The organism is Streptomyces sp. NPDC048442 (assembly GCF_040651475.1).
GTDB lineage: Bacteria > Actinomycetota > Actinomycetes > Streptomycetales > Streptomycetaceae > Streptomyces.
The window spans coordinates 1-25,180 of the sequence record NZ_JBEZKB010000021.1; the positions used below are offsets into that span (position 1 = coordinate 1).

At 72.4% G+C, this 25,180-nt stretch carries 18 protein-coding genes; 12 read left to right on the forward strand and 6 right to left on the reverse strand.

Going from position 1 to position 25,180, the window contains the following annotated elements:
- Nucleotides 1-381: 381 nt before the first annotated feature.
- Nucleotides 382-2,337, reverse strand: coding sequence for an acyl-CoA dehydrogenase (locus AB0D18_RS27510; protein ID WP_362423988.1), 1,956 nt, complete (start codon nt 2,335-2,337; stop codon nt 382-384).
- A gap of 375 nt (nt 2,338-2,712) precedes the next feature.
- Between AB0D18_RS27510 and AB0D18_RS27515 the strand changes: the two genes are divergently transcribed.
- From AB0D18_RS27515 to AB0D18_RS27560, 10 genes are all read left to right on the forward strand, one after another.
- On the forward strand, nt 2,713-3,402 hold the full coding sequence (locus tag AB0D18_RS27515) for a ScbR family autoregulator-binding transcription factor (RefSeq protein WP_362423991.1): 690 nt from the start codon (nt 2,713-2,715) through the stop codon (nt 3,400-3,402).
- Nucleotides 3,403-3,536: 134 nt separating this feature from the next.
- Nucleotides 3,537-4,775: a cytochrome P450 gene (locus tag AB0D18_RS27520; RefSeq protein ID WP_362423994.1), complete on the forward strand. Its 1,239-nt coding sequence runs from the start codon at nt 3,537-3,539 to the stop codon at nt 4,773-4,775.
- A 199-nt stretch (nt 4,776-4,974) separates the two neighbouring features.
- Nucleotides 4,975-5,181, forward strand: a complete 207-nt coding sequence (locus AB0D18_RS27525) for an acyl-CoA carboxylase subunit epsilon (RefSeq protein WP_362423997.1) — start codon at nt 4,975-4,977, stop codon at nt 5,179-5,181.
- Nucleotides 5,182-5,391: 210 nt separating this feature from the next.
- Complete coding sequence (locus tag AB0D18_RS27530) at nt 5,392-5,994, forward strand: ScbR family autoregulator-binding transcription factor (RefSeq protein ID WP_362424000.1); 603 nt, start codon at nt 5,392-5,394, stop codon at nt 5,992-5,994.
- A 304-nt stretch (nt 5,995-6,298) separates the two neighbouring features.
- Complete coding sequence (locus AB0D18_RS27535; protein ID WP_362424003.1) at nt 6,299-7,129, forward strand: AfsR/SARP family transcriptional regulator; 831 nt, start codon at nt 6,299-6,301, stop codon at nt 7,127-7,129.
- Between the two features lie 194 nt (nt 7,130-7,323).
- A complete protein-coding gene (locus AB0D18_RS27540) occupies nt 7,324-9,078 on the forward strand; it encodes an acyl-CoA dehydrogenase (RefSeq protein WP_362424006.1) in 1,755 nt (584 codons plus the stop codon).
- Nucleotides 9,079-9,128: 50 nt separating this feature from the next.
- Nucleotides 9,129-9,941: a 4'-phosphopantetheinyl transferase superfamily protein gene (locus AB0D18_RS27545; RefSeq protein ID WP_362424009.1), complete on the forward strand. Its 813-nt coding sequence runs from the start codon at nt 9,129-9,131 to the stop codon at nt 9,939-9,941.
- A 412-nt stretch (nt 9,942-10,353) separates the two neighbouring features.
- A complete protein-coding gene (locus AB0D18_RS27550; protein ID WP_362424012.1) occupies nt 10,354-12,606 on the forward strand; it encodes a condensation domain-containing protein in 2,253 nt (750 codons plus the stop codon).
- A 118-nt stretch (nt 12,607-12,724) separates the two neighbouring features.
- Nucleotides 12,725-15,748: an acyltransferase domain-containing protein gene (locus tag AB0D18_RS27555; RefSeq protein ID WP_362424015.1), complete on the forward strand. Its 3,024-nt coding sequence runs from the start codon at nt 12,725-12,727 to the stop codon at nt 15,746-15,748.
- 32 nt (nt 15,749-15,780) lie between these two features.
- Nucleotides 15,781-15,963, forward strand: coding sequence for a DUF5302 domain-containing protein (locus AB0D18_RS27560; RefSeq protein ID WP_362424017.1), 183 nt, complete (start codon nt 15,781-15,783; stop codon nt 15,961-15,963).
- Between the two features lie 84 nt (nt 15,964-16,047).
- On the opposite strand, the gene AB0D18_RS27565 is transcribed toward AB0D18_RS27560, so the two are convergent.
- The 3 genes from AB0D18_RS27565 to abc-f all read right to left on the reverse strand — a co-directional run bounded on the left by AB0D18_RS27565 (nt 16,048) and on the right by abc-f (nt 19,464).
- Nucleotides 16,048-16,692: a dTDP-4-dehydrorhamnose 3,5-epimerase family protein gene (locus AB0D18_RS27565; RefSeq protein WP_362424020.1), complete on the reverse strand. Its 645-nt coding sequence runs from the start codon at nt 16,690-16,692 to the stop codon at nt 16,048-16,050.
- A gap of 16 nt (nt 16,693-16,708) precedes the next feature.
- Nucleotides 16,709-17,485, reverse strand: coding sequence for a class I SAM-dependent methyltransferase (locus AB0D18_RS27570; RefSeq protein WP_362424023.1), 777 nt, complete (start codon nt 17,483-17,485; stop codon nt 16,709-16,711).
- Between the two features lie 245 nt (nt 17,486-17,730).
- Nucleotides 17,731-19,464 (reverse strand): ribosomal protection-like ABC-F family protein, encoded by a 1,734-nt coding sequence (gene abc-f / locus AB0D18_RS27575; protein WP_362424301.1) that lies wholly within the window; start codon nt 19,462-19,464, stop codon nt 17,731-17,733.
- A 619-nt stretch (nt 19,465-20,083) separates the two neighbouring features.
- Here abc-f and AB0D18_RS27580 point away from each other — a divergent pair.
- Nucleotides 20,084-21,253 (forward strand): macrolide family glycosyltransferase, encoded by a 1,170-nt coding sequence (locus tag AB0D18_RS27580; protein ID WP_362424304.1) that lies wholly within the window; start codon nt 20,084-20,086, stop codon nt 21,251-21,253.
- Between the two features lie 16 nt (nt 21,254-21,269).
- Here the strand turns inward: AB0D18_RS27580 and AB0D18_RS27585 are convergent, their stop codons facing one another.
- Complete coding sequence (locus AB0D18_RS27585) at nt 21,270-22,244, reverse strand: NAD-dependent epimerase/dehydratase family protein (RefSeq protein WP_362424026.1); 975 nt, start codon at nt 22,242-22,244, stop codon at nt 21,270-21,272.
- Nucleotides 22,245-22,401: 157 nt separating this feature from the next.
- Here AB0D18_RS27585 and AB0D18_RS27590 point away from each other — a divergent pair, with 157 nt between their 5' ends.
- A complete protein-coding gene (locus tag AB0D18_RS27590) occupies nt 22,402-23,658 on the forward strand; it encodes an activator-dependent family glycosyltransferase (protein ID WP_362424029.1) in 1,257 nt (418 codons plus the stop codon).
- Between the two features lie 15 nt (nt 23,659-23,673).
- Here the strand turns inward: AB0D18_RS27590 and desII are convergent, their stop codons facing one another.
- Nucleotides 23,674-25,158, reverse strand: coding sequence for a dTDP-4-amino-4,6-dideoxy-D-glucose ammonia-lyase (gene desII / locus AB0D18_RS27595; protein ID WP_362424032.1), 1,485 nt, complete (start codon nt 25,156-25,158; stop codon nt 23,674-23,676).
- Nucleotides 25,159-25,180 lie beyond the last annotated feature (22 nt).

Below are 25,180 nucleotides of genomic sequence, written 5' to 3' on the forward strand. Positions count from 1 at the left end.
GGGGTGGAGTGATTACGCCGTAATCACTCCACCCCCGCCCACAGTCGTATCGACAGCTACCGAAGCGACCCAAGCGACTCTGACCCCAGGTTGTCCCAAGGAAGGGTGGGGGCGCGGGGGAGAGGCGAGAAGGCAGGCGCGGGGCGGGTGGGGGAGTGCGGGGAGCGTGGCCGCACCGTGCGGCGGTGAAGACGCCGTAATCAGTTCCCGGCCCGTGCTGCCGTGCTGCAGGTGATTACGCCGTAATCACTTCGGGGTCCGTGCGGTGGGTGATTACGCCGTAATCACCCACCGGCCACGCCGCGCCCACGGCTGCGGGTGATTACGCCGTAATCACTCCGCGCCACGTCCCGCTCCCGGCTGCGGGTGATTACGCCGTAATCACTCCTCGTCCCAGGCAGGCGAGGCGTCCGGGAGGAAGCCGTAGCCGTTGTCCTGGAGCATCGGCAGGGCGTTCAGGAACTCGGGTGGCAGGTCGAACGCGTCGACAAGGGTCGCCATGTGGGGTGCGAGCTCGGCAGTGACCGCCTCGATCGCGTCGGGCAGGGAACGGACGTGGTCGGCGCTCAGGTGCCCCGCAGCGAGCAGGTCGCCGGTGTGCTCGCCGAGCTGCTCCAGCAGGAACAGCAGGCATACGTTCTCGAGCAGGGCGTGCGTCGCAGGGTCGGTGGTCCGGCCGATGGCGCGGAAGAAGGAGTCGGCCGCCTGAACGGTGGCGTGGATCTTGACCATCCGCAGCGCGGCGAACGACGCCGAGTTCCAGCGGCCGAGCGGATCCCCCGCCGGGCCGCCCCGCAGCCCCGCACTGGCCCTGGCCCGCCACAGCTGCTCGGCATCGGCAAGCAGCGTGCGCAGGAAGCTCAGCTCCGTCAATGGCTGTTCCTCCAGCGGGACTTCACTCTCCTCGCGCTCCGTGGTGCCGGTCCGGAAGAGCAGCTCGCTGGCGGCCTTCAGCCAGACGACCAGGTTGTCGCCCTCTGCGGTGATCGTTCCCTCGGTGTACTGGGGGAAGTCGGCGAGGCCGTTCACCTGGAACAGGGCCTGGGCCCCGCACCGCTCCCGGCACTCGGTGGTGATGGCGCGCGCCTGCCAGGTGATCCAGCCCTTCATGACGGCCACTTCGCGCTCGACGGTCTCCCGCGTCTCGGGGGAGTCCACCTCGCTCCAGCGGTCGACCACCTCGCGGTGCGCGAAGGTCATGGCGTAGGAGCTGACCAACGAGCTGAGAAGCCTGCCGTGGTGGCTGCGGTGGGCCTGCAACGGCACCCGCTCGCCGGCCTTGGCCCCGCTGATACGGCGGTGCTGCGCGTAGCGCACGGCAATCGCGAGGGCCGCCCTGGAAGCGCCCACCGCGGCGCCGCTCATACAGAGCTTGCCCGTGGTGACCCGGCAGATGGACTGCAGGAAACGCTTGCGCCGGTTGCCCAGGACACTGGTCAGCCGCCCCTCCTCGTCCAGCCGCCCGTGCGCGGCCTCCAGCAGTGCCTCGCGCCCCAGCCGGACCCGGTCGAAGGAGGTGAGGCAGTGGTCCACCGGAGCACCCGAACGATAGGGCAGCAGACGGACGTTGACCCCCGCCAGCGTGCCCTGCTCGTCGCTCAGCGGCACCAGGAAGAGGAAGACGCCCTCGTCCCGCCCCTCGATGAGGAGCCGCGCCGCCACGAGCGCGCTCTTGGGCCCTCCGACGGAGCTGGTGTTCGGCATGAACTTCTGGGCGCCCTCGGTGGGCGTGTGCAGGACGAAGCCGTCGCTCACCGGGTCGTACTCGGCGACGGTCTCCAGCGCGCTCGCGTCGTTCCCGTGCCCCAGCTCGGTGCACAGAAACGTTCCTGTGCGGCGCATGGACGTGAAGTCGGACAGATCGCGCTTCTCACTTCCCTCGTGATCGAGGAGGCTGCCGAGGAACAGGTTGTAGTGGATGCTGGCGACCGTGCACAGTCCGCCGCCACCGTCCACGACCGCGCCCCACTCGTGCAGGCTGGCCAGCATCCGCGGGTCGCGTGCGAGGGTCTCGGGGCTGCCGATCAGGGAGTTGACCTCCCGCAGCCGTTCGTAGGCGAGCGCGGCACGGTCGGCGGGGGAGAGCCCGTCGCGGTAGCGGAACGCCTCGTCCGAGATGAATTCGCGCCAGGTGCCGTGGACCCGCTCCCGCTCACCGCGGTCGAAGAGCAGATGGCTCAGCTCCCCGACGGTCGTGGCGGCCGCGGCGGCCTGTGTCGGCGCGGGCGGGACACCGTCCTTTGGCACGTCCCGGGCCTCCGGGAACAGGGCCGTTCCGGAGGGGAGGGGCTGAGAGGCGGGGATCAGTTGTTCCTGGTGGTATGCGAGCACGGTCATGTAATCCCCCACAGCGTCGTCACAGAGCCAGTTCCAGCCACGAAGATACGTACCACCCGGTTTTGTTTTCAAGGGCCTCAGGGCATCAAACCGAGGTCGGCACAAGAGGAATGTCAGATTCATGGCTCGGGTGCGCCCGCACATGCGAGCGGAACTTGCCCGGACACGGGGCATTGAAAAACCGGCTGACTGGTTTTATTGTCCTCTCGCAGAGCGAAACGACCGTACGGTCCGGCTCCGCGGGGCCGTGGTCCCGCTGTTGCCAAAATCGCATGGTGAAGGCATCTACTACGGAGGATGATCAAGATAAGATACGTACCGCCCGGTCTGTAATTGCTCGGGCGGTCCATGGCAAGGCGTGGCACGGAGGTAGTTGTGGCGAAGCAGGAGCGGGCAGTTCGGACGCGAGACGCGATCCTGGTCGGGGCGGCCGAGGTGTTCGACGAGGTCGGTTACGAGGCCGCGGCCATCTCCGAGATCCTCAGCAGGGCCGGGGTGACCAAGGGAGCCCTCTACTTCCACTTCACGTCCAAGAAGGAACTGGCCCAGGCGGTCCTCGCCAACCAGGTCTTCGCGGTCCCGGAGGTTCCCCGGCGCGAGCTGATGCTCCAGCAGGGAGTGGACGAGTCGCTGGTGATCGCCCACATGCTCAGTACGGGCGACGCCATGGTGCGCGGCAGCGTACGGCTCACCGTCGACCAGGGCTCGCGGGTCGACGGGCTGGACCGGCGGGTGCCGATGAGCGCGTGGATCGACCGCAACGCCACGATACTCACCGGCGCGCAGGAGAACGGGGAGCTTCTTCCTCAGGTGGACATCGACTCCGCGGCGAAGCTGTTCACGGGGGGATTCACCGGGGTGCAGGTCCTCTCGAAGATCATGACGAACCACGCCGACCTGCCGGAACGCGTGGCGGACCTCCAGCGGCACCTTCTGTCGAGCCTCGCGCTGCCCGCGGTGCTCGTCCGGCTCGACATCTCGCCCGACCGGGCGGTGCGGGTGTACGAAGAGGCCGTCACGGCGCGCGCGGAGAAGAAGGCGCTCGCGGCCGGGGTGAGCGCCTGACCTCTGTGGGGGAGCGGTGTCCTGCGCAGGGGGAGCGGTGGTCGGGCCGGCGGAGTCCGGCGGCCGGAACCCCGTACGAGTACGAGTGATTACGGCGTAATCAACAGCAGTGCACATCGACGCAGGGGTGGGAAATGACGGAGATAGCTGCATGCCCGTACGCACTGGACGTCACCGGACGTGACCTGGCGGGCGAAGCCGCGATGCTGCGGGAGCAGGGGCCCGCGGTCCGGGTGACCCTGCCGGGCGGGGTGACGGCGTGGGCGGTCGTGGGCCAGCGGCAGGTCGAGCGGCTGCTGACCGACCCGCGGGTGTCCAAGAACGCGCGCATGCACTGGCCGGACCTGCAGGAGGGGCGGATCACCCCGGACTGGCCGCTGTACCCGTGGGTGGCCAACGAGAACATGCTGTTCGCGTACGGCGAGGAGCACTCCAGACTCCGGCGGCTGGTGGCGGGGGCCTTCACGGCACGCCGCTCCGAAGCCATGCGGCCCCGCGTCGAGGAGATCGCCGCCGAACTGGCCGACCGGCTGGCCGCCCTGCCCGCCGACGTCCCCGTCGACCTGCGTGCGGAGTTCGCCGAGCTGCTGCCCATGCGGGTGATCTGCGAGCTCTTCGGAGTGCCGCAGGGCGCCGCCACGAAGACCCTGTGCACCGCCCTGCACACGGTGTTCAGCACCACGGTCTCGGCGGCGGAGATGGAGGCGGCCCGGATGGAGGCCTTCGGGCTGCTCGCCGCGCACGTGGAGGCCAAGCGGGCCGCACCCTGCGATGACCTGACGTCGTTGCTGATCCAGGCACGGGACCAGGGCGACCGGCTCAGCGAGGCCGAACTCCTGGGCACCCTCTACCTGATGATCGCGGGCGGACAGGACACCACGGCCGCGCTGATCACCAACGCGGTCGGCCGACTCCTGTCCCGTCCCGAGCAGTGGGGACACGTCCGGGCAGGCCGGGCCACTTGGGACGACGTGGCCGCCGAGACGATGCGGATGCACACTCCGGGGGCGTACTCGCCGATGCGTTTCGCCGTCGAGGACATCGATCTGGACGGCGTGCACATCGCGCAGGGCGATGCCATTCTCGTCTCGTTCGCCGCCGGAGGACTCGACCCGGAGCGGTACGGCGAGGACGCGGCCGAGTTCGACCTGCTGCGCACCGACCGCGACACCCTCGGATACGGGCACGGCGCGCACCGCTGCATGGGAGTCCCGCTGGCCAGGGTGGAGGCGACCTCCGCATTCGCCTCCCTCTTCACGAACTTCCCCGACCTCCGGCTCGCCTGTGCGCCGGACGAACTGGAGCCCATGCCCACGTTCCTGATGAACGGTTACCGCGAGCTGCCGGTCCTGCTGGGGGCCAGGGCGAGCTGACGAGGCGACCAGTAGCTCCGCGGCCCGCGACCGGGTCGCGGAGCTTTTTTCATGGGCCGCCTCCCGCCGGAAGGGCTCGGGAGTGGTCAGCAGCGGCGGTCCTCCACCGGATTCGGAGTGCTCAGGAGCGGTTCTCCACCGCACATGGACCGTTCCTCGAGCGGGGTGGCGGACGGTGACGGAAAGTCAGGAGGACTTCGTGAACAGTGGGGAAAGCACCGGAGCAGTGGTCCGGGTGGAGCGCGGCGAGGCCAGCGAGGAGGAGCTCGCCGCGGTGGTGGCGCTCTTCTCGCTGCTCGCCGCGCGACGGGAGGAGCGCCGGGCGCCGGCCCTGGAGCGCCCGCGCGCGGGGTGGCGGCGGCCGGAGCGCGACGCCGTCTACCACGCCCCGTACAGCTGGAGATGAGGCCGTACGGCGGGTGTTGACCGCGTACGGCGGGTGCTGGACCGCGTACGGCGGGAGCCGGGAGAGGGGGAGGGGCCGGGGGAGCGGGGCGACGGTCGGAGATAAATGCCTCTCGCATCTATAAACCGCCCGCGCGGTTTGTTAATTTGGTGATCAAGGCGTCCGTCCTCCGGCCGCGTCGCCCGTCGCCGAGATCCCAGGAGAGAGCAGATGGTCAAGCAGGAGCGCGCGGTACGGACTCGCAGAGCCCTGATCGAGGCGGCGGCCGAGGTGTTCGCGGAGGAGGGGTACGTACTCGCCTCGCTGACCACGATCAGCGGGCGCGCCGGAGTCAGCAACGGCGCGCTGCACTTTCATTTCAAGAACAAGCAGGCGCTCGCCCGAGCCGTCGAGGAGGAGGCCGCCCTGGCGGTGGCCCGGATCGTCGAGGGGACGGGTGCCGTCGGGGGCGGGGTGCTCCAGGAACTCGTCGACACGTCGTACGTGCTGATGGACCGGCTCGCGCAGGACCCCGTGGTCAGGGCCGGCTTCGAGCTGGGCGGGGAGGGTCGCGAGGGGGCGGGCTCCTGTCAGCAGGGCTGGCGGCGCTGGGTCGAGGAGGCGGTGGTCAGGGCCGAGCGGGAGGGGGGCCTCGCGGAAGGGGTCTCCTCGGACGCCGCGGCCTGCACGATCGTCGCCGCGACTGTGGGCTTCGAGGTGCTCGGCGCCCAGGACCCCGCCTGGTACGCCGAGCACAGGATCGCCGGATTCTGGGAGCTGCTGCTGCCCGGACTGAGAGGGGCGGAGCAAAAAGAAGACCATACGGTTCGGTAATTTGCCGGGTTTGTGTCGGCCTTGGAGCCCCGATTCGGTTCACTCATGGCCCTGCTGAAGGTGTGCGGGACTGTACAGACCCTCAACTCCCCTTGTTTAAGGGGCACTTTCGGGCATCCCGTGCTCTGTGGTGCGGCTGTAGGGAGAGTCGAGCGAGGGTGTGGCAGTCTAAGAAAACAGCGCAGACGGTTTGGTATTGACAGACCGGACGGCCTGTTTTTAACTGGAGTGTGTATCGAGTACCGAGAGGTTCTTGACGAGGCCTCGGGCGACTGACGACTCAGGCACGAAGAGGGGAAACGGCGTGGACATCGAAGTATTGGGCCCGTTGGCCGTCAGGGAAAACGGGATCTCGGTGACGCCGACGGCCCCCAAGCCGCGACAGGTGCTCGCCCTGCTGGCCCTGCACGCCGACGAGGTCGTCCCGGTGGCCTCGCTCGTCGAGGAACTCTGGGGCGACCGGGCGCCGCGCAGTGCGCGTACGACCCTTCAGACGTATGTGCTGCAGCTCCGCGAGCTGATCGCGGCGGCCCTCACGCACGACCCGCAGGGCGCCGCGCCGCGCATCGCCAAGGACGTGCTCATGACCGCGCCCGGCGGCTATGTGCTGCACACCTCGGGCGGTGCCAGCGACGTCCGCGAGTTCGAACGGCTCGCAGGCATGGGGTACCGGGCGATGGACGCCGGTGACTTCCCGCGCGCGGCACGGGAGTTGAGCGCCGCCCTGGGCCTGTGGAACGGATCCGCACTCGCCGACGTACAGGCGGGACCCCGGCTGGAGACGCAGATCCGGAGGCTGGAGGAGACCTGGCTGTGCGCGCTCGACCAGCGCATCGAGGCCGATCTGCGGCTCGGCAGGCACCGGGAACTGCTCGCCGAACTGACCGTGCTGGTCAGCCGCTACCGCACCCACGAGAACCTGCACGGCCAGTTCATGCTCGCCCTGCACCGCTCCGGTCGCCGCAGCGAGGCACTCGACGTCTACCAGCGGCTTCGCCAGACCCTGGTCCGTGAACTCGGCCTCGAACCCTCCGCAGGACTGCGCCGCTTGCAGCGCTCGATACTGATGGCCGGCCCCGAACAGCCGCTGGACGCGCCCGCCACGGGCACGGAGCGGCTGAGCCGGGTGGGCTGATCCCGGTGCAGGCAAGGCAGTGGTGGGCGGCGATGCTTGCGCCCGGTGGGTTTGGCCGGTCCAGCGTCGACGCGTCGGCCGAACCCGCACTCGATCCCGATCCCGATCCCGCTGAGTGAGTCTCCGGCGCTCTTCCGGGTCCGGTGGAGCGGCTCTCTGCCGAGTCTCGAGCGAAGCCCGGCACAGTGACGACCATGACCCTCAGCGCCGAAACCGTCGACATCCCGGGCCCCGGGCGCACCCGGCGGGCCGTCGACGCGTCCGCCCGCGCCGCCCGTCTGGAGAAGCTGCTCGGCGACCCCTACGATCCGGCCAACCCGCACGGCCTCGGCGCCCTGTTCGCCGCCGACGCCCGGCGCGAGGTGCCTGCCGCGACCGAGACGCTGCTGGCCACCGAGGGGATCGGCGCCGAGTTCGTTCCCGCCGCGCACGGCGGCCTGCTCACCCGTGCCGACCACCTCGCGCGCGCCCTGCGCCCGGTCTTCCGGCGCGACCTCGCCCTCGGCTTCGGCCACGGCATCGTCTCGCTGTTCGCCGCAGGCGCGGTCTGGGCCGCGGGCAGCGACCGCCAGCGCCGGGACGTCGCCGACGTACTGCTGACCGGCGGGCGGGCCGCGATCCTGCACCACGAACTCGCCCACGCGAACGCGATCCTGCGCCACGAGTTCACCGCCCGCAGCGTCCCCGGCGGCTACCGGCTCGGCGGACACAAGGACGTCATCCTCAACGCGCACCGCGCCGACCTCCAGGTCGTCTACGCCCGTACCGACGCCCTGCGCGGGCCGCGCAGCCACTCCGTACTCCTCCTGGACCCCGCCGGGCAGCGGCCGGGACAGGTAAGGCACCTGCCCAGGGTGGAGACCGCGGGCATGCGCGGCGCGCTGTTCGGCGGGCTGGAGTTCACCGACTGCCCCGCCCCCGCGGACGCCCTGGTCGGGTCACAGGGCGAGGGCGTGTCCCTCGCGCTGCGCACCTTCCAGGTCAACCGCAGCCTGGTCTGCTCGGTGGCGACCGCCGCCGTGGACACGGTGCTGCGCTCCGCCGTACGGGCCGCGGTCCAGGACAGCACCGGCCCCGTCTCGCGGCGCCGGTGCAAACCGCTCGCAGGGGTCTTCGCCGAGCTGCTGGCCTGCGACAGCATGGCCACGACCGCCCTGCGGGCGCTCAGCCTGCTCCCGGCCGGTTCCCATCTCTTCGCGGCCGCCGTCAAGTACGTGGTGCCCGACCTGCTGCGCGAGAAGCTCGAAGAACTCGCCACCGTCCTCGGCGCGCACGGCTACGACCACCGGGCCCCCGAGTACGGCGCACTGGGCAAGCTCGCACGGGACCTGCCGGTCGCCGGGCTCGGGCACGCCGGAAGCGCCTCCTGCCAGTCCGTACTCGTGCCACAACTGCGCGGTCTGGCCCGGCGGTCCTGGTTCACCGAGGAGGAACCGCCGCCCGAGCTGTTTGGCCCCGACGCACAACTGCCGTACCTGGAACACCGGTTGCTCGGCATCGCCGGGGGCGGCGACTTCATGGCCGCCTCGCTCCTGGGCAGCGCCGGACGCCTCGCCGCGGCGCGTTCCGCGGGCGGCGACCTCGCCGTACTGGCCGCGCTCGCCGAGGCGTTCGCCACCGAGCTGCGCGCCCTGCAAGAACAGTGCCGCCGCCTCCCGGACCCCGGAGCGGCCCTCGCCGACCCCGCCGTCGCCGTCCTCTCGGACCGCTACTGCCACGTCGTCGGGGCGGCCGCCGTCCTGGGGACCTGGGAGCACCAGGACGGCACCGACCCGTTCCTCAGCGACCCCGCCTGGGCGGTCCTCGCCCTCACCCGGATCGGCGGCCGGCTCGGCATCCCGGTGCCCGAGCTGCCCGAGGGCTGCCAGGAGCGCGTCCTGGAGGAGGCCCTGCGCCGCTACCGGGACGGCCGCAGCTACGACCTCGACGCCGTCGGCCTCGCAGGGTGACCCACCGCGGCGCCGACACTTCCCGCTCCACCCCACGGAAGGCAGCGACCTTGACGAGCATCCCGTTGCCCGGCGCGGAGCGCATCGGTACGCCGGTCCACGTCAGCGGACCGGACGCGCCCTGGCACCGCGTGAGGCAGTCCATGGACCGGTACGGAAACGCCGTCGTCCACACCACCTGGGGCGAATGGCTCACCACCGCGGTCGCCGACCCCTCGCTGCGCCCCCTGCTGGGCCGGGACTGGCAGCGCTACCGGCGCACCACCGACCCCACCATCCGCTACCGCTTCGTCGCCTCCAGGCTCGCCACCAAGTACACCGCCGCGGCCGCCCTGCACATCGACCCGGCCGAGATCGACCTCGCGTACCGGACCGGCGGACGCCCGTACCTGCGCGGCCTCGACCAGATCGACGTCAGCCTGACCCACACCGACGACCTGATCGCCGTCGGCATCAGCCGCGACGGCCGCATCGGGGTCGACGCCGAACCCGCCGACCGGCGCATGCCCTACGACCTGATGCACGGTCATGTGCTCTCTCCCGCCGAGCGCACCGACCTCACCGCGCTCCCGGAGCCCGAGCGCAGCGCCCGGATGCTGCGGCTGTGGACCCTGAAGGAGGCCTACACCAAGGCACTCGGCCAGGGACTGCGGCTCGGATTCACCGAGTTCGGCTTCGGCACGGCCGACGAGGGCCCGGCCACCCACGCGCAATGGTCCTTCGCCACGCACCTCGTCCTGGGCGACCGCTTCCTGCTCAGCGTCGCCCGCCACGACGCGGGCCTGGACAGTTCGTCCGACACCGCGGCCCACACCATGTTCGACGAGGGGTTCATGGGAGCCGTCGCCGAACTCCTCGACTGAGCCGTCCGGTGCGGGGTCCGGCACAGCGTCCGGTACAGGAGGGTTCCGGCCGCTCTGGAGCCCTGCTGGAGGAAACCGGCCCACGGGCGCACAGCTGGCTACCGTACGAAAACGGTGGGTGCGTACGTGAGGACGAGGAGGCCGTCATGGCGAAGCCCGGCGTGGCCCCTCACCCGTACCACCAGCCCTGCGGGCCGGGGCGCCGCCCCCTTGCCGCCCCGGCCCGCCCCCACCCGGCCGCCGTTCCCGCGGCGCTGCCCGACCGCCGTGTCAGCGCCGCGTCAGGTCCGCATGGGCGGGTCTTCGCATACTCGTTCCGCGCTCGCAGAGGAGGGAGGGCGGGGTTTCGCCGTGTGCGTAGCGGTGGCCGTGCGTGGACATGCACGCAGGTACGAGGAGGTGCGCGCCCCGGATGACGATGACCGCCGATCACACCCCGCACACCCCTGGAGAAGGCCCCGGCCGGTCGCTGACCGTCGTCGTCGACCTCACCGACAAGGCCGAAGGCGCCCTGCCGGTCATGGAGTTGCACGGCTCGCTGGACACGCACCGGCTGGAGTCGGCCCTCGACCGCGTCGAACGGGCGGTCCACCGCCCCGTGCGGGAACCGCTGTGGCACCACCGCGTCGAACGGTCCGGCCCCCGCCGGCACACGCTGCGGTTCTCCACCGCGGCCGATTCCGCGACCGACCCCGCAGCCGATGCCGGGGCCGACCCGGCAGTCGATCCCGCAGGAGACCCTGCGGTCGATCCCGCAGGAGACCCTGCGGTCGATCCCGGGGCCGGCCCTGCGGCCGATTCCGAAGTCGACCCCGTGGCCGAACCCGCAGAAGACCCCGCAGAAGAATCCGCAGAAGACCCCGCGGCCGACCCCGGGGCTCCCGCCGACTTCCCGGCCGGGCTGCTCGCCGACCTGCTCACCCACCCGCCGTCCGCCGCGCCGGACGGGCGCAGACTGCAGCCGACCCCGCTGCAGCGTGAACTGGTCGCCCACCCCTCCACCGCCCGCCACAGCGAACAGTTCGCCTTCGCCTGGACCGGACCGATCGACTTCCGCCGGTTCACCGCCGCCTGGCAGTCCGTCTTCGACCGCGAGAGCATGCTGCGCGCCACTTTCGAGGACGGCCCCGAGCCCCGCCTCGTCCAGCACGACCGGATCATCCCCGAGGTCGTACTGCTCTCGTACGCCACCACCGACTGGAACACGGTCGTCGAGGCGGACCGCCGCCGCGGACTCGACCCGCGCGGCCGGGGCCCGCTGCGCATCACCGTCCTGAGCGGCGGACCGGTCGGGGCCGCCGCCGAACCGACCCGCGTCCTGCTCACCTTCCACCACGCCCTGCTGGACGGCCGCAGCGTGCGGATCCTGCTGCAGGAGTTCTACCGCGCCTACCTCGCGGACGGCCGGCTGCCCGGCGGCGAGCGCCGCCCCGACCTCGGCGACTACCTGCGCTGGCTCGGGGACCGGAACACCGCTCCCGCGCAGGAGTTCTGGGCCGGGGCCGACCTCGACCCCGGCACGGACCCGCTCGCCACCGCCACCGGGGCGGGCGTCGGCTACGCCCGCACCCGGCTCACCGTCGCGCAGACCGAGCAGCTCAGCACTTGGGCGGCCGGCCTGGGCAGCCCCGAGAGCAGCGTCCTGCACGCGGTGTGGGCGCTGCTGCTGTACCGGGCCCGGGGGTGCGAGGGCCGGGCCCGGGTCCGCTTCCACACCACCGTCTCCGGACGCGGCATCCCCTTCGAGGGCGTCGAGGGCCTGCCCGCCCCGCTGCGCAACCCCCTGCCGGTCACCGTCGACGTCGACCCGCACGCCACCGTGCCCGCCTTCCTGGGCGCGCTGCGCGACCAGGCCCTGGAGCGGTCCGCCTACGAATGGGTGTCGGCGGGTCAGATACGTTCCTGGTCCGGGCTGCGCTCCGCGTCGGCGACCGGCAGCCTGCTCGTCTTCGAGGACCTGCCGCGTGAGACCGAGGCCCTCACCCGCCTCCTCGCCGAACAGGGGGTGCGCGTCGGCGGCGCCGAGACGCTCGGCGCCCGCACCGCGTTCCCCTTCACCCTCGTCGCCCACCACCACGACGACGGCGCCCTCGCACTCACCGCCTCGTACGACCGGAGCCGCCTGGGCGACGCCGGTCAACTCCTCTCGCACACCGCCCAGTTGCTGTGCCGCATTCCTTCCGAGGCGGACTGCTCCACGACGGTCGGCGAGCTCGTCGAACTGGTCGCCGGCCTCCCCCAGGAACCACGGCCGGAGCCCCCTCGCGCCGTCGCCCGCCCGTACTCCGAGGACGCCACCGCGCCCCCGCTCGTCGTACTGCGCCCCGCCACCAGCTCCGGCGCGGGCACCGTCTGTCTGGTCCAGACACCCAGCACGCCCCGCTCCCTGCACACCCCGCTCGTCAGGGCCTACCGGGGCCCCGAGGCGATCGCCCTGCTGCGCCCGGCCGAGGTGTCCCGGCTGCGGGACGCCGTGCTGCGCGTGCTGAGCGAAGGACCGGTCGTGCTCGGCGGCTTCTCGGGCGCGGGCGTCGTCGGGTACGAAGTCGCGCGTGCGGTCGCGGCCTTCGGCGCCCGCGCCCCGCAGCTGGTGCTCACCTCCGCCGCCACCCCCGTCGCCGACTTCGCGCGCACCCTCCAGGACACGGCACGGCGCGCCCGGTAGCGGCGGGCCCGGCGTTGCTCCAGCAGATCTCAAGAGGGAGGCGGGAACCTGGAACGCCCGCGGCACACGCGGTCCGCCCGCCCTGCCGCTCCGGTGCGACGAACCCAAGGAAGTGCAGATGGGCACTGCCCAGGTGAACAGCGACACCGCCCCCCTTCTAGGGACCGCGCAGGAGACGGCCGTACGCGAGACGGCCGTACGCGAGACGGCCGCCCGCGAGACTGCCGCCCCCGAGACTGCCGCCCGCGAGACAGCCGTACGCGAGACGGCCGTGCGGGCGGGTGCCGGTGAGCCGGTCGCGATCGTCGGCATCGGCTGTCGGCTGCCGGGCGGCATCGAGACCCCCGCAGCACTGTGGCAGGGCCTGCGCGACGCCACCGTCCACCGGGGCGGCCTCCTCGACGACATCACCGGCTTCGACGCGGACCTGTTCCGCGTCCCGCCCGCCGAAGCCCGGCGGATGGACCCCCGCCGGCGCATCGCGCTGGAGACCGCGTGGGCCGCGCTGGAGGACGCGCGCATCGTCCACGACGGGCCGACGGGCAGCCGTACCGGCGTGTTCCTGGGAACCACGGAGCAGGGGTACGACGGCGCGGCGCTGCCCGCCCGGATCGCCCGCACCCTCGGCCTCCGGGGGCCCGCTCCCGCCGTCCCGGCGGCCGGCGGGTCCTCTCTCACCGCCGTTCACCTCGCCGTACGCGCCCTGCGCGAGGGGGCGGCGGACCTGGCGCTGGCGGGCGGCGTCGACGTGCGGCGCGGTCCGCGCAGCACGCTGAAGGCCGAAGGCGTACGGGGTGAGGGCTGCGGCATCGTCGTACTGCGCCGCCTGTCGGACGCGCTCACCGCCGGGGACCGCGTCTACGCCGTCGTCCGCGGCAGCGCCGTCGTCGGCTCCGGGCCGCACCCTGCCGGGCCCGCCGCGGGCGTCGTCGGTCTGCTGAGTACCGCGCTCGCCCTGCACCACGGCGAACTCCCCGCCGGGGAAGGGGAGTTGGGCGGCGCACGCACTGGGCTGGTCCTGGCGGAAGCCCCGTACCGGCGACGGCTGTTCGTGCCGCTCGCCGCCGACAGCGCGGAGGGCCTGCGCGCGGCCGCCGACATGCTCGCCGACCGGATCCGCACGGGCGATACCTGGTACGTGCCCGAACTCCTCGGCCGCGCCACGGGCTCGCACCGGGTCGTCGCCGCCGTCGCCCACCGCGGCGAACTGGCCGACGCGCTGCGCACCCACATTGCCGCCCGCGCCCAGGACCCCGGCCGGCCGGACGCGCTCGCCTTCTGCTTCGGCGGACCGGATACGCACCGGCTCGACGCGAGCCGTGACCTGCTCGGCGCGAGCCGTGACCTGCTCGGCGAACCCGCTTTCCGGGCCGCCCTCGACGAGTGCGACCGGGCCCTGCGGCCGTACACCGGACGGCTCGTCACCGGACGGCTCGTCACCCGCCGGTCGGTCATCCCCCGGTCGGTCACCGGGGAACTCCTCGCGGACCGGGCCGCCTCGGGCCCTGAGCTGTTCGCCCTGCAGACGGCCATCGCCCGCACCCTGAGCGCCTGGGGTGTCGAGCCCGCGGTCGTCCTCGGGGAGGGCACGGGCGAGGTGGCCGCCGCGGTCTTCGCGGGCGTGCTGCCGCTCGCCGACGCCGCCCGCCTGATCACCACCTGGTCCCGGCTGGTCGCCGAACGCGCCGACGCCGGGTCCCGTGAAGTCGACGCCGGGGCAGGCGAACTGGCGCCCGAGCTGGAGCGCCGCCTGGGCACGCTGCGCACCCGGTTGGCCACGGTGCCGTTCTGGTCGGCCGTCACCGGCGGGTACACCGACGGCAGCGACCTCGACGCCGCGTACTGGGCCCGCGCCCTGTGCGCCCCCGCACCTCGGGCCGAAGCCCCCCGCGCGCTCCCCGGCGGACGCGCTCTGCGCGTGCTCGCGATCACCCCGCACCCCGGGGGCGCCCGCCAGGCACTGGAGGACGTGGCCGCCGCGCTGTGGTGCGACGGGTTCGACGTGGACTGGGGGGCCGTCACCGGCCGTCGCCGCCGCGGCGGGCCGGCCCCCGTCGCCCTCACCGTCTCGGGCCGCACCGCGCGGGCCCGCGCCGAGAACGCGGGCCGGCTCGCCCGTCACCTCGACGGCACACCCGACGCGGGCCTCCTCGACGTGGCGTACACCGCCGCCCGGCACCGCCCCCATCTGGAGTACCGGGCCAGTGTCGTGGCCGCGTCGTCCGCGGAGGCGGCAGAAGCCCTGCGCGCCCTGGCGGCCGGCCACGGCCATCCCGGACTCGTCGCGGGGACACCGGACATGAGGGCCCCGGACATGAAGGTCCCGGACATGAGGGCCCCGGACAGGGGAACGGACCTCGCGGTGCTGTTCCCCGGCGAGGGCAGTCGGCGCATCGGCATGGGGAGGGAGCTGTACGCGGCGTTCCCCCGCTTCCGGTGGGCGTTCGACGAGGTGTGTGCCGCGCTCGATCCGCATCTGCCGCTGCCGCTGGTGGCGGTGCTGTTCGGTGCGGCGGACGGCCCCGACGCGGTGCTGGTCCAGGAGACCCGGTTCGCGCAGCCCGCGCTGTTCGCCGTCGAGGTGGCGTCGTACCGGCTGTGGGAGTCGTGGGGCGTGGTGCCGGCCGCGGTGGCCGGTCACGCGGTGGGCGAGGTGGCGGCGGCGCACGTGGCGGGGGTGCTGGATCTCGCGGACGCGGCACGGCTGGCGGCGGCGCGGGGCCGGCTGGCGCAGGCGGACGCGAGGCCCGGCGAGTTCGGGCGGGTGGCGGCACAGTGCGTGTTCCGGGCGCCGTCGATGACGTGGGTGTCGACGGTGACGGGGCGGGCCGTGTCGGCGGATGAGGCGGCGGACCCGGGGTACTGGGTGCGCCAAGTGCGCGACCCGGTGCGGTTCGTGGACGCGATCGCCACGTGGGAGCGCTCGGGAGCGGGCCGGTACCTGGAGTGCGGCCCGGCCGGGGAATGGGACGAAGTGCGGGCGCTGACACGGGAGTTGGGCGTACTGCATGTGGCGGGGCAGGACATCGACTGGGAGCGGGTGTTCGCCGGGGGCGTTCCGGTCGACCTGCCGTCCTACGCCTTCCAGCGGACTTCGAGCGGGGCTCCAGAACCGCCTGTGAAGATGTGGGGGCGGTTCTGACGCGAAATGATCTTTACGGCAAGGAGGGCCTTATGACCGAAACTCCGGAGAACAACAGCGGTGCGGACGAGGTACGCGCGAAGTTCAAGGAGGCGCTGGAGCGCAAGGCCCAGCTCTCGCAGTCCGCGCAGGCGCACGAAGAGGGGCGCAGCAAGATCAGGAACATGAGCGGTCCCGCCGGTCAGAAGCGGCGCTTCCGCCGTAAGTCCGGCTGACCGGTACCCCCTTCGGGAGAGGCTGCGGCATCCCGTCCCCGGGTGCCGCGGCCCTCCCGCGCGAGTCAGTCCTCCCCGCGCGGGTCAGTCCTCCCGCCCGAGTCGGTCCTCCCGTACGAGGCAGTCCTCGTAGCGTGGCAGGATGCCCGACTCCAGCGCCCCGGCCAGCGTGGGGGCGCTGATGTCACGCTCCGCCAGGATCGGTTCGACGCCGTCGAGCGTGACGGGCAGACCGAGCGCCGGGTCCAGCGGGGAGAGCGCGAGCTCGTGCTCCGCCACGTACGGCCCGGACATCTGGTACACCATCGCGGTGTCGTCCTCAAGGGCGACGAACGCATGGCCCACGCCGACCGGCAGATACGTGGACCGGAAGTGTTCCTGGTCCAGCTGGACGGTGTCCCACCGGCCGAAGGTGGGGGAGCCCACCCGGAGGTCGACGACGAAGTCGAGCGCCCGGCCCCGCGCGCAGTACACGTGCTTGGCCATGCCCGGCGGCGTCGCGGTGAAGTGCACTCCGCGCACCACCCCGCGGTGCGAGAGGCTCTGGCCGGTCTGGAAGAACGGGAAGGCGTGCCCGGTCGCCCCGGCGAACACCGGCTGCTGATACGTCGTCACGAACAGGCCGCGGCGGTCGGGGAACACCTTCGGGGTGAACTCGAAGGCGCCCTCCACGGCGAGTTCCCGCACGGCCGTGGGCGCTGTCGCGCCCCTCTGCCCAGTGGTGGTCACAGCGGTCGCGGTCCGCTCACTCGCCCCACTTCAGGTAGATGACCGGGGGCTCGCGGCCCGGCAGCTGGCGCAGCGGCGCGCAGTCGAGGCCGAAGACCTCCTGCAGCGCCGTGGTCTCGCCCGGCCACTTGGGGTGGGCCAGCTCGTCGAACGCCAGGATGCTCCCCCTGGTCAGGTGCGGCCGGATCGCCCGGAGGAGTTCCTTGGTCGGCTGGTAGAGGTCCAGGTCGAAGTAGGCCATGGCGATGACCGTCTCCGGGTTGTCCTTCAGGTACTGCGGTACGGTCTCGCGCACGTCGCCCTGCACGACGAAGGAGCGCTGGGTGTGCCCGTACGGCTCGGTGGCCTCGTGCGCGGCCAGCACCTCGCGCAGGTGGCTGACCTCGTCCTCGGGCACCGCGAAGCGTCCGGCGACGGCGCTGGTGCTGACCTTGTCCACGTCCTTGATGTCGTCGGGGAAGCCGGTGAAGGTGTCGAAGCCGATGATGCGGCGCAGCGAGTTGTACGGCTCGTAGATGCTGCGCAGCGCCGTGAGCGTGGCCAGGTGGCGGCCGTGCAGCACCCCGAACTCCATGATGACGCCCGGGACTTCGGGCAGCATGCGGTAGAGCGCGTCCATGGAGAGCAGGTCGGCGAGCTGGTGGCGGCGCAGGTAGACGGGCAGGTTGTCGATCAGGTACTCGGGCGGTATCGGGCTGTCGACGAGGAGCTTGGTGAGCCGCTCGCGCGCGTCGCGTTCCTGGGCCGACTCGTGGGGAACGATGCGCGGGTCGGTGAATCCGTCTGTGGCCATGGGGGGCCGTTCCTTTCGCCGGTGGGTCGAAGAAGCCGGAGCGCCGTCGCACAGCGGGGGAGGTGCCGGTGCGCCGGACCGGGCGGCCGGGCCGGCCCGTACGGGCGGTGGTCCGGCTGCGGGTGGGGGGCGGTCGCAGAGGGCCGGCGGTGCCACGAGGCACCGCCGGCCTCTCCCGTACGGAGTTTCCCCTCGGGCGTTCCCGGCGGGATCGTCTCACGGGGCGGTGGGGCAGAACAGCCTGGTCAGGCGAGGATGGAGCCGTTCTCCAGGAGTACTGTGCGGCCGCTGAACCGCCTTTCGAGCATGCGGTCGTGGGAGACGGCGACCAGCGCTCCCGGGTAGTGCGACAGCGCCTCCTCCAAGTCCTCCACCAGCGCGGGTGACAGGTGGTTCGTCGGCTCGTCGAGCACCAGCAGGTCGACGGGGTCGTGCAGGAGCCGGGCGAGGGCGAGCCGCCGGCGCTGGCCCACCGAGAGCCTGCCGACCGGCGTCGCCAGGTCGGACGGCCGGAAGAGGCCCAGGCCCAGGAGCGCCCCGCGGTGCGACTGCGGGTCGTCGGGGAGGCCCGCGCGGAACGCGTCCAGGAGGCTGGTGCCGGGCGAGGTGACCGGTGTCTCCTGGGGCAGCCAGCCGGTGCGCGCCGGGCGGGTGCCGGTGCCCCGGTCCGGTTCCAGGTCGCCGACCAGCACCCGCAGCAGGGTGCTCTTGCCCGCCCCGTTGGGGCCGGTGATCAGGACGCGCTCGCCGGCCCGCACCTCGAACTCCGGTACGTGCAGCCGGTCCGCGACGTCGACCCGGTGCAGTCCGGCGACGACCGCGTCGCCGCCCGCGAAGTCGCCGCCCTTGATACGGGGCGCGAAGCGCATCGGCTTCGGCGGCCTGGCAACCGGGTTCTCCTCCAGCCGGCGCAGCCGCTCCTTGGCGTTGCGCACGCGGGCGGAGATCTGCTTCTCCACACTGCGCTGGTGACGGCCGTTGGTCCGGTCGGTGTTGCGCCGCGGACCTGCGGCCACGTGGTCCGCCGCGGTGCGGGTCAGCTCGCGCTGGCGGGCCAGGTCGTCCTTCCACTCCTGGTGCTGCTGCTCCAGGCGCAGCCGCAGGGCGGCCTTGGCCTTCAGGTAGCCCGCGTAGCCGCCGCCGTGCCGGTGCACGGTCTGCCGCTCGGCGTCCACGTCCCACAGGGCCGTGCACACCTGCTCCAGGAAGACCCGGTCGTGGGAGACGACCAGGAGGCTGCCGCGGTGGGAGCGCAGATGCTCCTCCAGCCATTCCAGGGCTTCGCGGTCCAGGTGGTTGGTCGGTTCGTCGAGCAGCATCAGCTGCGGTGCGGCGGCGAGGACACAGGCCAGGCCGAGCCGGGCCTGCTCGCCGCCGGACAGCTCGGCGAGGCGCCGGCCGGTGTCCACGGACGCCAGGCCCAGGCCGTGCATGGCGGCCTGCACCCGGGCGTCGGCCGAGTAGCCGTCCCGGGCCTCGAAGGCCTCCGTGAGATCGCCGTACTCGTCGAGGAGGGCCGCCAGCCGGTCGCCCTCCGCCTCCGCCATGGCCGCCTCGCAGCGGCGCAACTCGCGTTCCAGTACGCGCAGTTCGGCGAGCGCGTGATCGATGGCGTCGGCCACCGTGTCGTCGGGGGCGAGGTCGGGGGTCTGCGGAAGGTAGCCGGCACCGCCCGGCGCACGTACCCGTACCCGGCCCTCGTCGGGCTCGTCCAGGCCGGCGATCAGGCGCAGCAGGGTGGACTTGCCGCAGCCGTTCTCCCCGATGACGCCGATGCGTTCGCCCAAGGCCACGGACTGGTGCACCCCGTCCAGCAGTTGGCGGGTGCCGCGGCTGTGCCGGATGTCGTCCAGGACCACCTGGAAGCCGCCCGGCGAGGCCGCGCCCGGTTCCGGCAGCAGGTCCTCGACGAGGGAGGTGGCGGACAGGGAGCCGTGGTGGGCGGGAGAGGGGGAAAGAGAAGAAGAGGAGTGATGCATGATGCGCACGCCGTTTCGTCAGGAGGTCAGCACATGTCGACCGAAGGGGCGTACTGCTCGAACGGGCGCCAGAAACGGGCATGACCGCACGGCGCAGGAACAGAGACTGTCCTGAACGGTTGGTGCGGTGCTTGAACGGCGGAAGAACGTACCGCTTCAGCAGCGGTACGTGCCGTGCCCGTGGCACCCGGAGCTGCCCGGGGCCGACGTCAGACGAAGTAGATGCCGGTGGTGGCGAAAGAGAGAATCACGACACAGGAGTCTAGCGGAAACAGCCGGTGGAGGGGCGGCGATCCGGGGGCCGATCCGGCCAACTGTCAATGGTTTTCGGCTGTTGTGGGTGGGGCGGGCCGTTGACAGCAGGGGCGCGGGCGTACGTGCCGGGAGGCCGCCGACGGCCGGCCGGCGGGCCGTCGGATGCGGGCGGCACCTGCGAAAACGATCAATGGTGCGCCGCGCGCCACCCGCGTGGCGCCCGGGGCCGGGGGAGGGCGGACGGCCGGTGCGCGCACTTCTCCGGGAACGACGGGTGTGGTTAGTGTCTGCGGCGCCCCCACCTCAACTTTTCCGCCGACTCTCCCGTCGAAATGCCGTACCAGCGAAAAGAGTTCATGTGCCCATCTCCCCCCGCCACATCGCGATGATCGGCAACCCCATCGTCAGCCACGTCCTGCCCGGTCTCGCGGTCATCCGTGAACTCGTCGCACGGGGGCACCGGGTGACGTACGCGGACGCCCCGAACGTCGCCGACCTGATCACCCCGACCGGTGCCGAGTTCGTCCCCTGGACCACCACCCTGCCGATCGTCGACAACAACTGGCCGCAGGGCCCGATCGAGGCGATGACGCTCTTCCTCGACGACGCGATCCAGGCGCTTCCCCAGCTGCGCGCCCACTACGACGAGGACCCCGCCGACCTCTACCTCTACGACATCGGGTCCTACGCGGGCCGGGCGCTCGCCGAGGGGCAGAACCGGCCGTTCGTACAGCTCTCTCCGACGTACGTGTCGTGGGAGGGCTATCAGCAGGAGGTCGGAGACGTCCTGATGCAGCTGCCGGGCGCCGACGCGTACCGGAAGAAGTTCACCGACTGGCTCGCCGGGAACGGGGCGAGCACGCGGGACGTGGACGAATTCAGCGGCATGCCCGACGGGACCGTCGCGATGATCACCAAGGCGATGCAGCCGAACGCCGACCGGGTGAACACCGACGTGGTGACCTTCGTCGGCCCCTGCCTCGGCGACCGCACCGAACAGGGGAGCTGGACCCGGCCGGCCGGTGCCCACAACGTGCTGCTGGTCTCCCTCGGCTCGGCCTACACCCTGCAGCCGGAGTTCTACCGCCAGTGCCTGGCGGCCTTCGGCGGGCTGGAAGACTGGCACGTGGTCCTGCAGATCGGCAGAACCACCGACGCCAAGGAGCTGGGGGAGATCCCGGCCAACGTCGAGGTGCACCACTGGGTGCCGCAGCTGGCGATCCTGGAGCAGGCCGACGCCTTCGTCACCCATGCAGGCATGGGCGGGAGCAGCGAGGGCCTCTCCACCGGCGTGCCGATGATCGCCGTACCGCAGGGCGCCGAACAGTTCGCCAACGCCGACCGGCTCGTCGAGCTCGGGGTGGCCCGGCGGATCGACACGGGCGACGCCACCGCCGACACCCTGCGTACGACACTGCTGGAGCTCGCCGCAGATCCCAAGGTCCGCCGCCGCTCGGACGAACTCCGCGCCCAGCTGCTGGCCGAGGGCGGCACCCGGCGGGCCGCCGACCTCATCGAGGCGGCCCTCGGCTGAACCGCCGGCGGTCCTCTCAGCGCGCCGTCGCCCGGTGCCGGGCGAGCGCCGACACGACGTCGTCGACGGCCCGGCGCAGCGGAACCTCGGGCCGCCACCCCGTCACCTCACGGAAGTACGAGGAGTCGATGTCGAGGTCGCGGAAGTCACCGGTCTCGGCGTAGTCCGGGGGGTCCACCGACCGCACCGGGGCGGGCGGGCGGCCGGTGTGGCGGGCCGCGCTCCCGGCGATGGTCGTGAACAGCTCGCCGAGCGCCACCGGGTGCCCGCCCACCGCGCAGGCACGGCCGTCGAGTTCCGCCGCGTGGTCGAGTGCGGCGGCGAAGGCGCGGGCCGCGTCGGCCACGTCGAGGAACTCGCGCCGCACGGTGCCGTCGTGCCACAGGGTGAGGGTCTCGCCCCGCAGGGCCCGGCGGGCCATCGCGGGGGTCACGCCCGCTTCGCTGCCGACGGTGGTGGGCAGCCGGAGCGTGATGCCGCGGACGGCGCCCCGGGCCGCGGCGTCCAGCAGGTGCCGTTCCGCGGCGGCCTTCTGCCGGGCGTAGGCGCTGCGCCCCGGGCCGTCGTCCGCCGCCTGGTTGGTGCCGGCCAGGACGACGGTCGGGGCAGGGCCCCCGCCGGGCGCCGCACACTGGGCGACCACCTCGCGCACCAGGTCCACGTTGACCCGCTCCTCCTGCGGGTCCCGTGCGGCGGAGCGCCACGAGCCCTCGCCGGTCATCCGGGCGACCAGGTGGATCACCGCGTCGGCGCCGCGGACCGCTTCGGCGACGGCGCCCTCCTCGGTGAGGTCGGCCAGTGACGTCTCGATCACCGCCGGGCCGCCGTCCGGCACGGTGAACGGGCGCCGCGCCACCGCACGCAGCCGTATCCGGCGGTGCGAGAGCTCCCGCAGCACGGCGGAACCGATGTACCCGGAGGCACCCAGGACGACGACCAGGGGGCGGCGGGACGCGTCGTCGCGCGTGCCGGGGGAAGGGGGAGGGGCCATTGCTGTTGCCTCTTCTCGTGGCGTGCTGCCACCGGGCGCCCTCAAGGAACGTTCGTCCTTGACTCCAGCGGAGACGGCTCCGCATTGGCGTGCTCAGGACACCGGGGCAGAATCTTCGACTGTCCGTCAGTTGCTGTATGCATCAAGGGAGTTGTTCATGCGGGTGCTCCTCGTGACCTTCGCGCACACCACGCACTTCCATGGTTTCGTGCCGCTCGCGGGGGCCCTGCGGGCCGCGGGCCACGACGTGCGGGTGGCAAGCCAGCCCGGTTTCGCCGACGAGATCACCGGCGCCGGGCTCACCGCGGTGCCGGTGGGGGAGGACCACCGGCTGCTCGACGCGATGCGGGAGAAGGGCGCGGAGCTCCAGAAGTACTCCGCGGACATCGACCTGTCCCGGCCCGAAGTGTTCGACTGGGACTACCTGTTCCACCTGTACGACCTGTCCGTCCCCTACTTCTACTCGGTGATCAACGACGAGTCGTTCGTGCGGGAGCTCGTCGACTACGCCCGCCGGTGGCAGCCGGACCTGGTGCTCTGGGAGCCCTACACGTTCGCCGGAGCGATCGCCGCCCGTGCGTGCGGCGCCGCCCACGCGCGGGTCCTGAACGCGAGCGACCTCAACGCCCACTTCCGCCGGGAGTTCCTCGCCCGGCTCGCCGAACAGCCCGCCGGGGCGCGCCCCGACCCGCTGCGGGACTGGCTTGCGGGCGCCGCCGAGCAGCACGGGACGTTCTACGACGAGGAGTTGGTGGTCGGCCAGTGGACCGTCGACATGCAGCCGGCCAGGTTCCGGCTCGACCTGTCGCTGCCGACGGTGGGCATGCGCTACCTGCCGTACAACGGCCCGGCCGTCGTCCCCGACTGGCTGAAGGAGCCCGCGGCCCGGCGCCGGGTGTGCCTGTCGGCCGGATCCACCGGCACCGGATTCACCAGGGACCCGACGGTTCTGCACCACTACCTCCAGGTTCTCTCGGAGGTCGACGCGGAGATCGTCGTCACCGTCGATCCGGCCGCCCTGAGCGAGGTCGGCCCGCTGCCGGAGAACGTCCGGGCCGTCGGCTTCGCCCCGTTGGACGTCCTGCTGGAGAGCTGCTCGGCCGTGATCCATCACGGCGGCAACGGCACCTGGTCGACCGCCCTGCACCACGGAGTGCCGCAGATCATCGTGCCGTACCTGTGGGACACGGTCCTGCGGGCGCAGAAGACGGCCGCCGCGGGCGCGGGCCTGCACCTGCGGGAGGGCGAGGTGAGCGCCGGGGAGCTCCGCGACAGCGTGGCCCGGGTGCTCGCCGAACCCTCGTTCGCCGACCGGGCCCGTCTGCTGCGGGACGAGGTGCGTGCCGAGAGCAGCCCCCAGGACGTGGTGGCGGTCCTGGAGGAACTCACCCTCCGCCACCGTCCCGTACGGTGACGCGGCCCGGGGCGCTCACGCCGCGCCGTCCGCACGGAGCAGTCCCCGGTGCGCGCCCCAGCCGTCGGCGATGTCCTGTTCCATCTGGTTGAGCCGGGCCGTCACGGCCTGGTCGAAACCGTCGAGGAAGTACTCGTCGCCGGAGTGCGGTGTGATGTGGGGATTGCGCTCGACGAACTCGGCGACCACCTCGTGCAGGCTCTTCGCCGGGGTGACGCGCCCGGCGATGTAGCGGTCCGCGCCCTTGAGGTCGGGGAACCCCGACTCCCGGTAGAGGTAGACGTCGCCCAGGAGGTCGACCTGCACGGCGACCTGCGCGTGCGCGGAAGGGCGCATGGTCTGCGGGGTGATGCGCAGCAGCTCGGCGTCCACCCCGCTGCGCAGGCTCTCCAGGGCGTACCCGAGGTCGATGTGCAGGGCGGGGGTGCGCTCCTTGGCGTACGCGGTGAAGTCGCGCAGCGCGTCGCGCAGTTGGGCGCGTTCGGCGGCCGCGAGCCGGCCGTCCTCGCGGCCGCTGTAGTCCTCGCGTACCGTCACGAAGTCCAGCGGGCGGCCGGGGGAGTGCGCGTTCAATTCCGCGACGAAGTCCACGAGGTCCATGAGCCGGCCGGCCCGGCCGGGCAGGATGATGTAGTTGAGGCCGAGCCGCAGCGGTGCGCCCAGGGCTTCGCGCTGCGTCATGAAGGAGCCCAGGTTGGCGCTGACCCGGGTGAAGGCGCGCGGTTTGGTCGTGGTGGCCTCGTACTCGTCGTCGTTGAGGCCGTAGAGCGAGGTGCGGATCGCGTGCAGCGACCACAGCCCCGGCTGGCGCTCCAGCGTCCGGTCGGTGAGGGCGAAGGCGTTGGTGTAGAGCGTCATGTCGAGCCCGCGGCCGCCGCCGCGCGCCGCGAGTTCGCCGAGCCCCGGGTTGGTGAGCGGCTCAAGACCGCCGGAGAAGTAGACCGTGGACGGCTGGGTCTCGGGCACCTCGTCGATGACCGAGGCGAACATGGCGTTGCCGGTGTCCAGCGCGGAGGCGTCGTACCGGGCGCCGGTGACGCGTACACAGAAGTGACAGCGGAACATGCAGGTCGGCCCGGGGTAGAGGCCGACGCTGTACGGGAACGCCGGGCGGCCGTGCACCACCGCGTCCAGTGCGCCCGTGCGTTCCAGCGGCAGGATGGTGTTGGTCCAGTACTTGCCCTCGGGGCCGCGCCGGACGGCCGCGCCCAGCTCGGGCGTCCGGTCGAAGAGGTCGAGCAGCGCGGCGAACTCCGTCCGGTCCACGCCCAGTTGGTGGCGGGCCTCTTCCAGGACGGTGAAGGGGCGGGAGCCGTACCGTACGGCCAGGTCGACGAGGTGCTCCGCCCGTTCCCGCGCCCGGTCGCCGCTGTCGCCGAGCAGGGCGAGGCGGGTGCGCAGCACGCCGGTCGCCGCGGCCCGGTCGCCGCCGGGACGCGCCACGTCTTCGATTGCCTGTCCGGGCGATGCCGCGGGGAGAGTGCCGGTGACGGTTTCCACGAGTGCTGTTACCTCCGGGTCG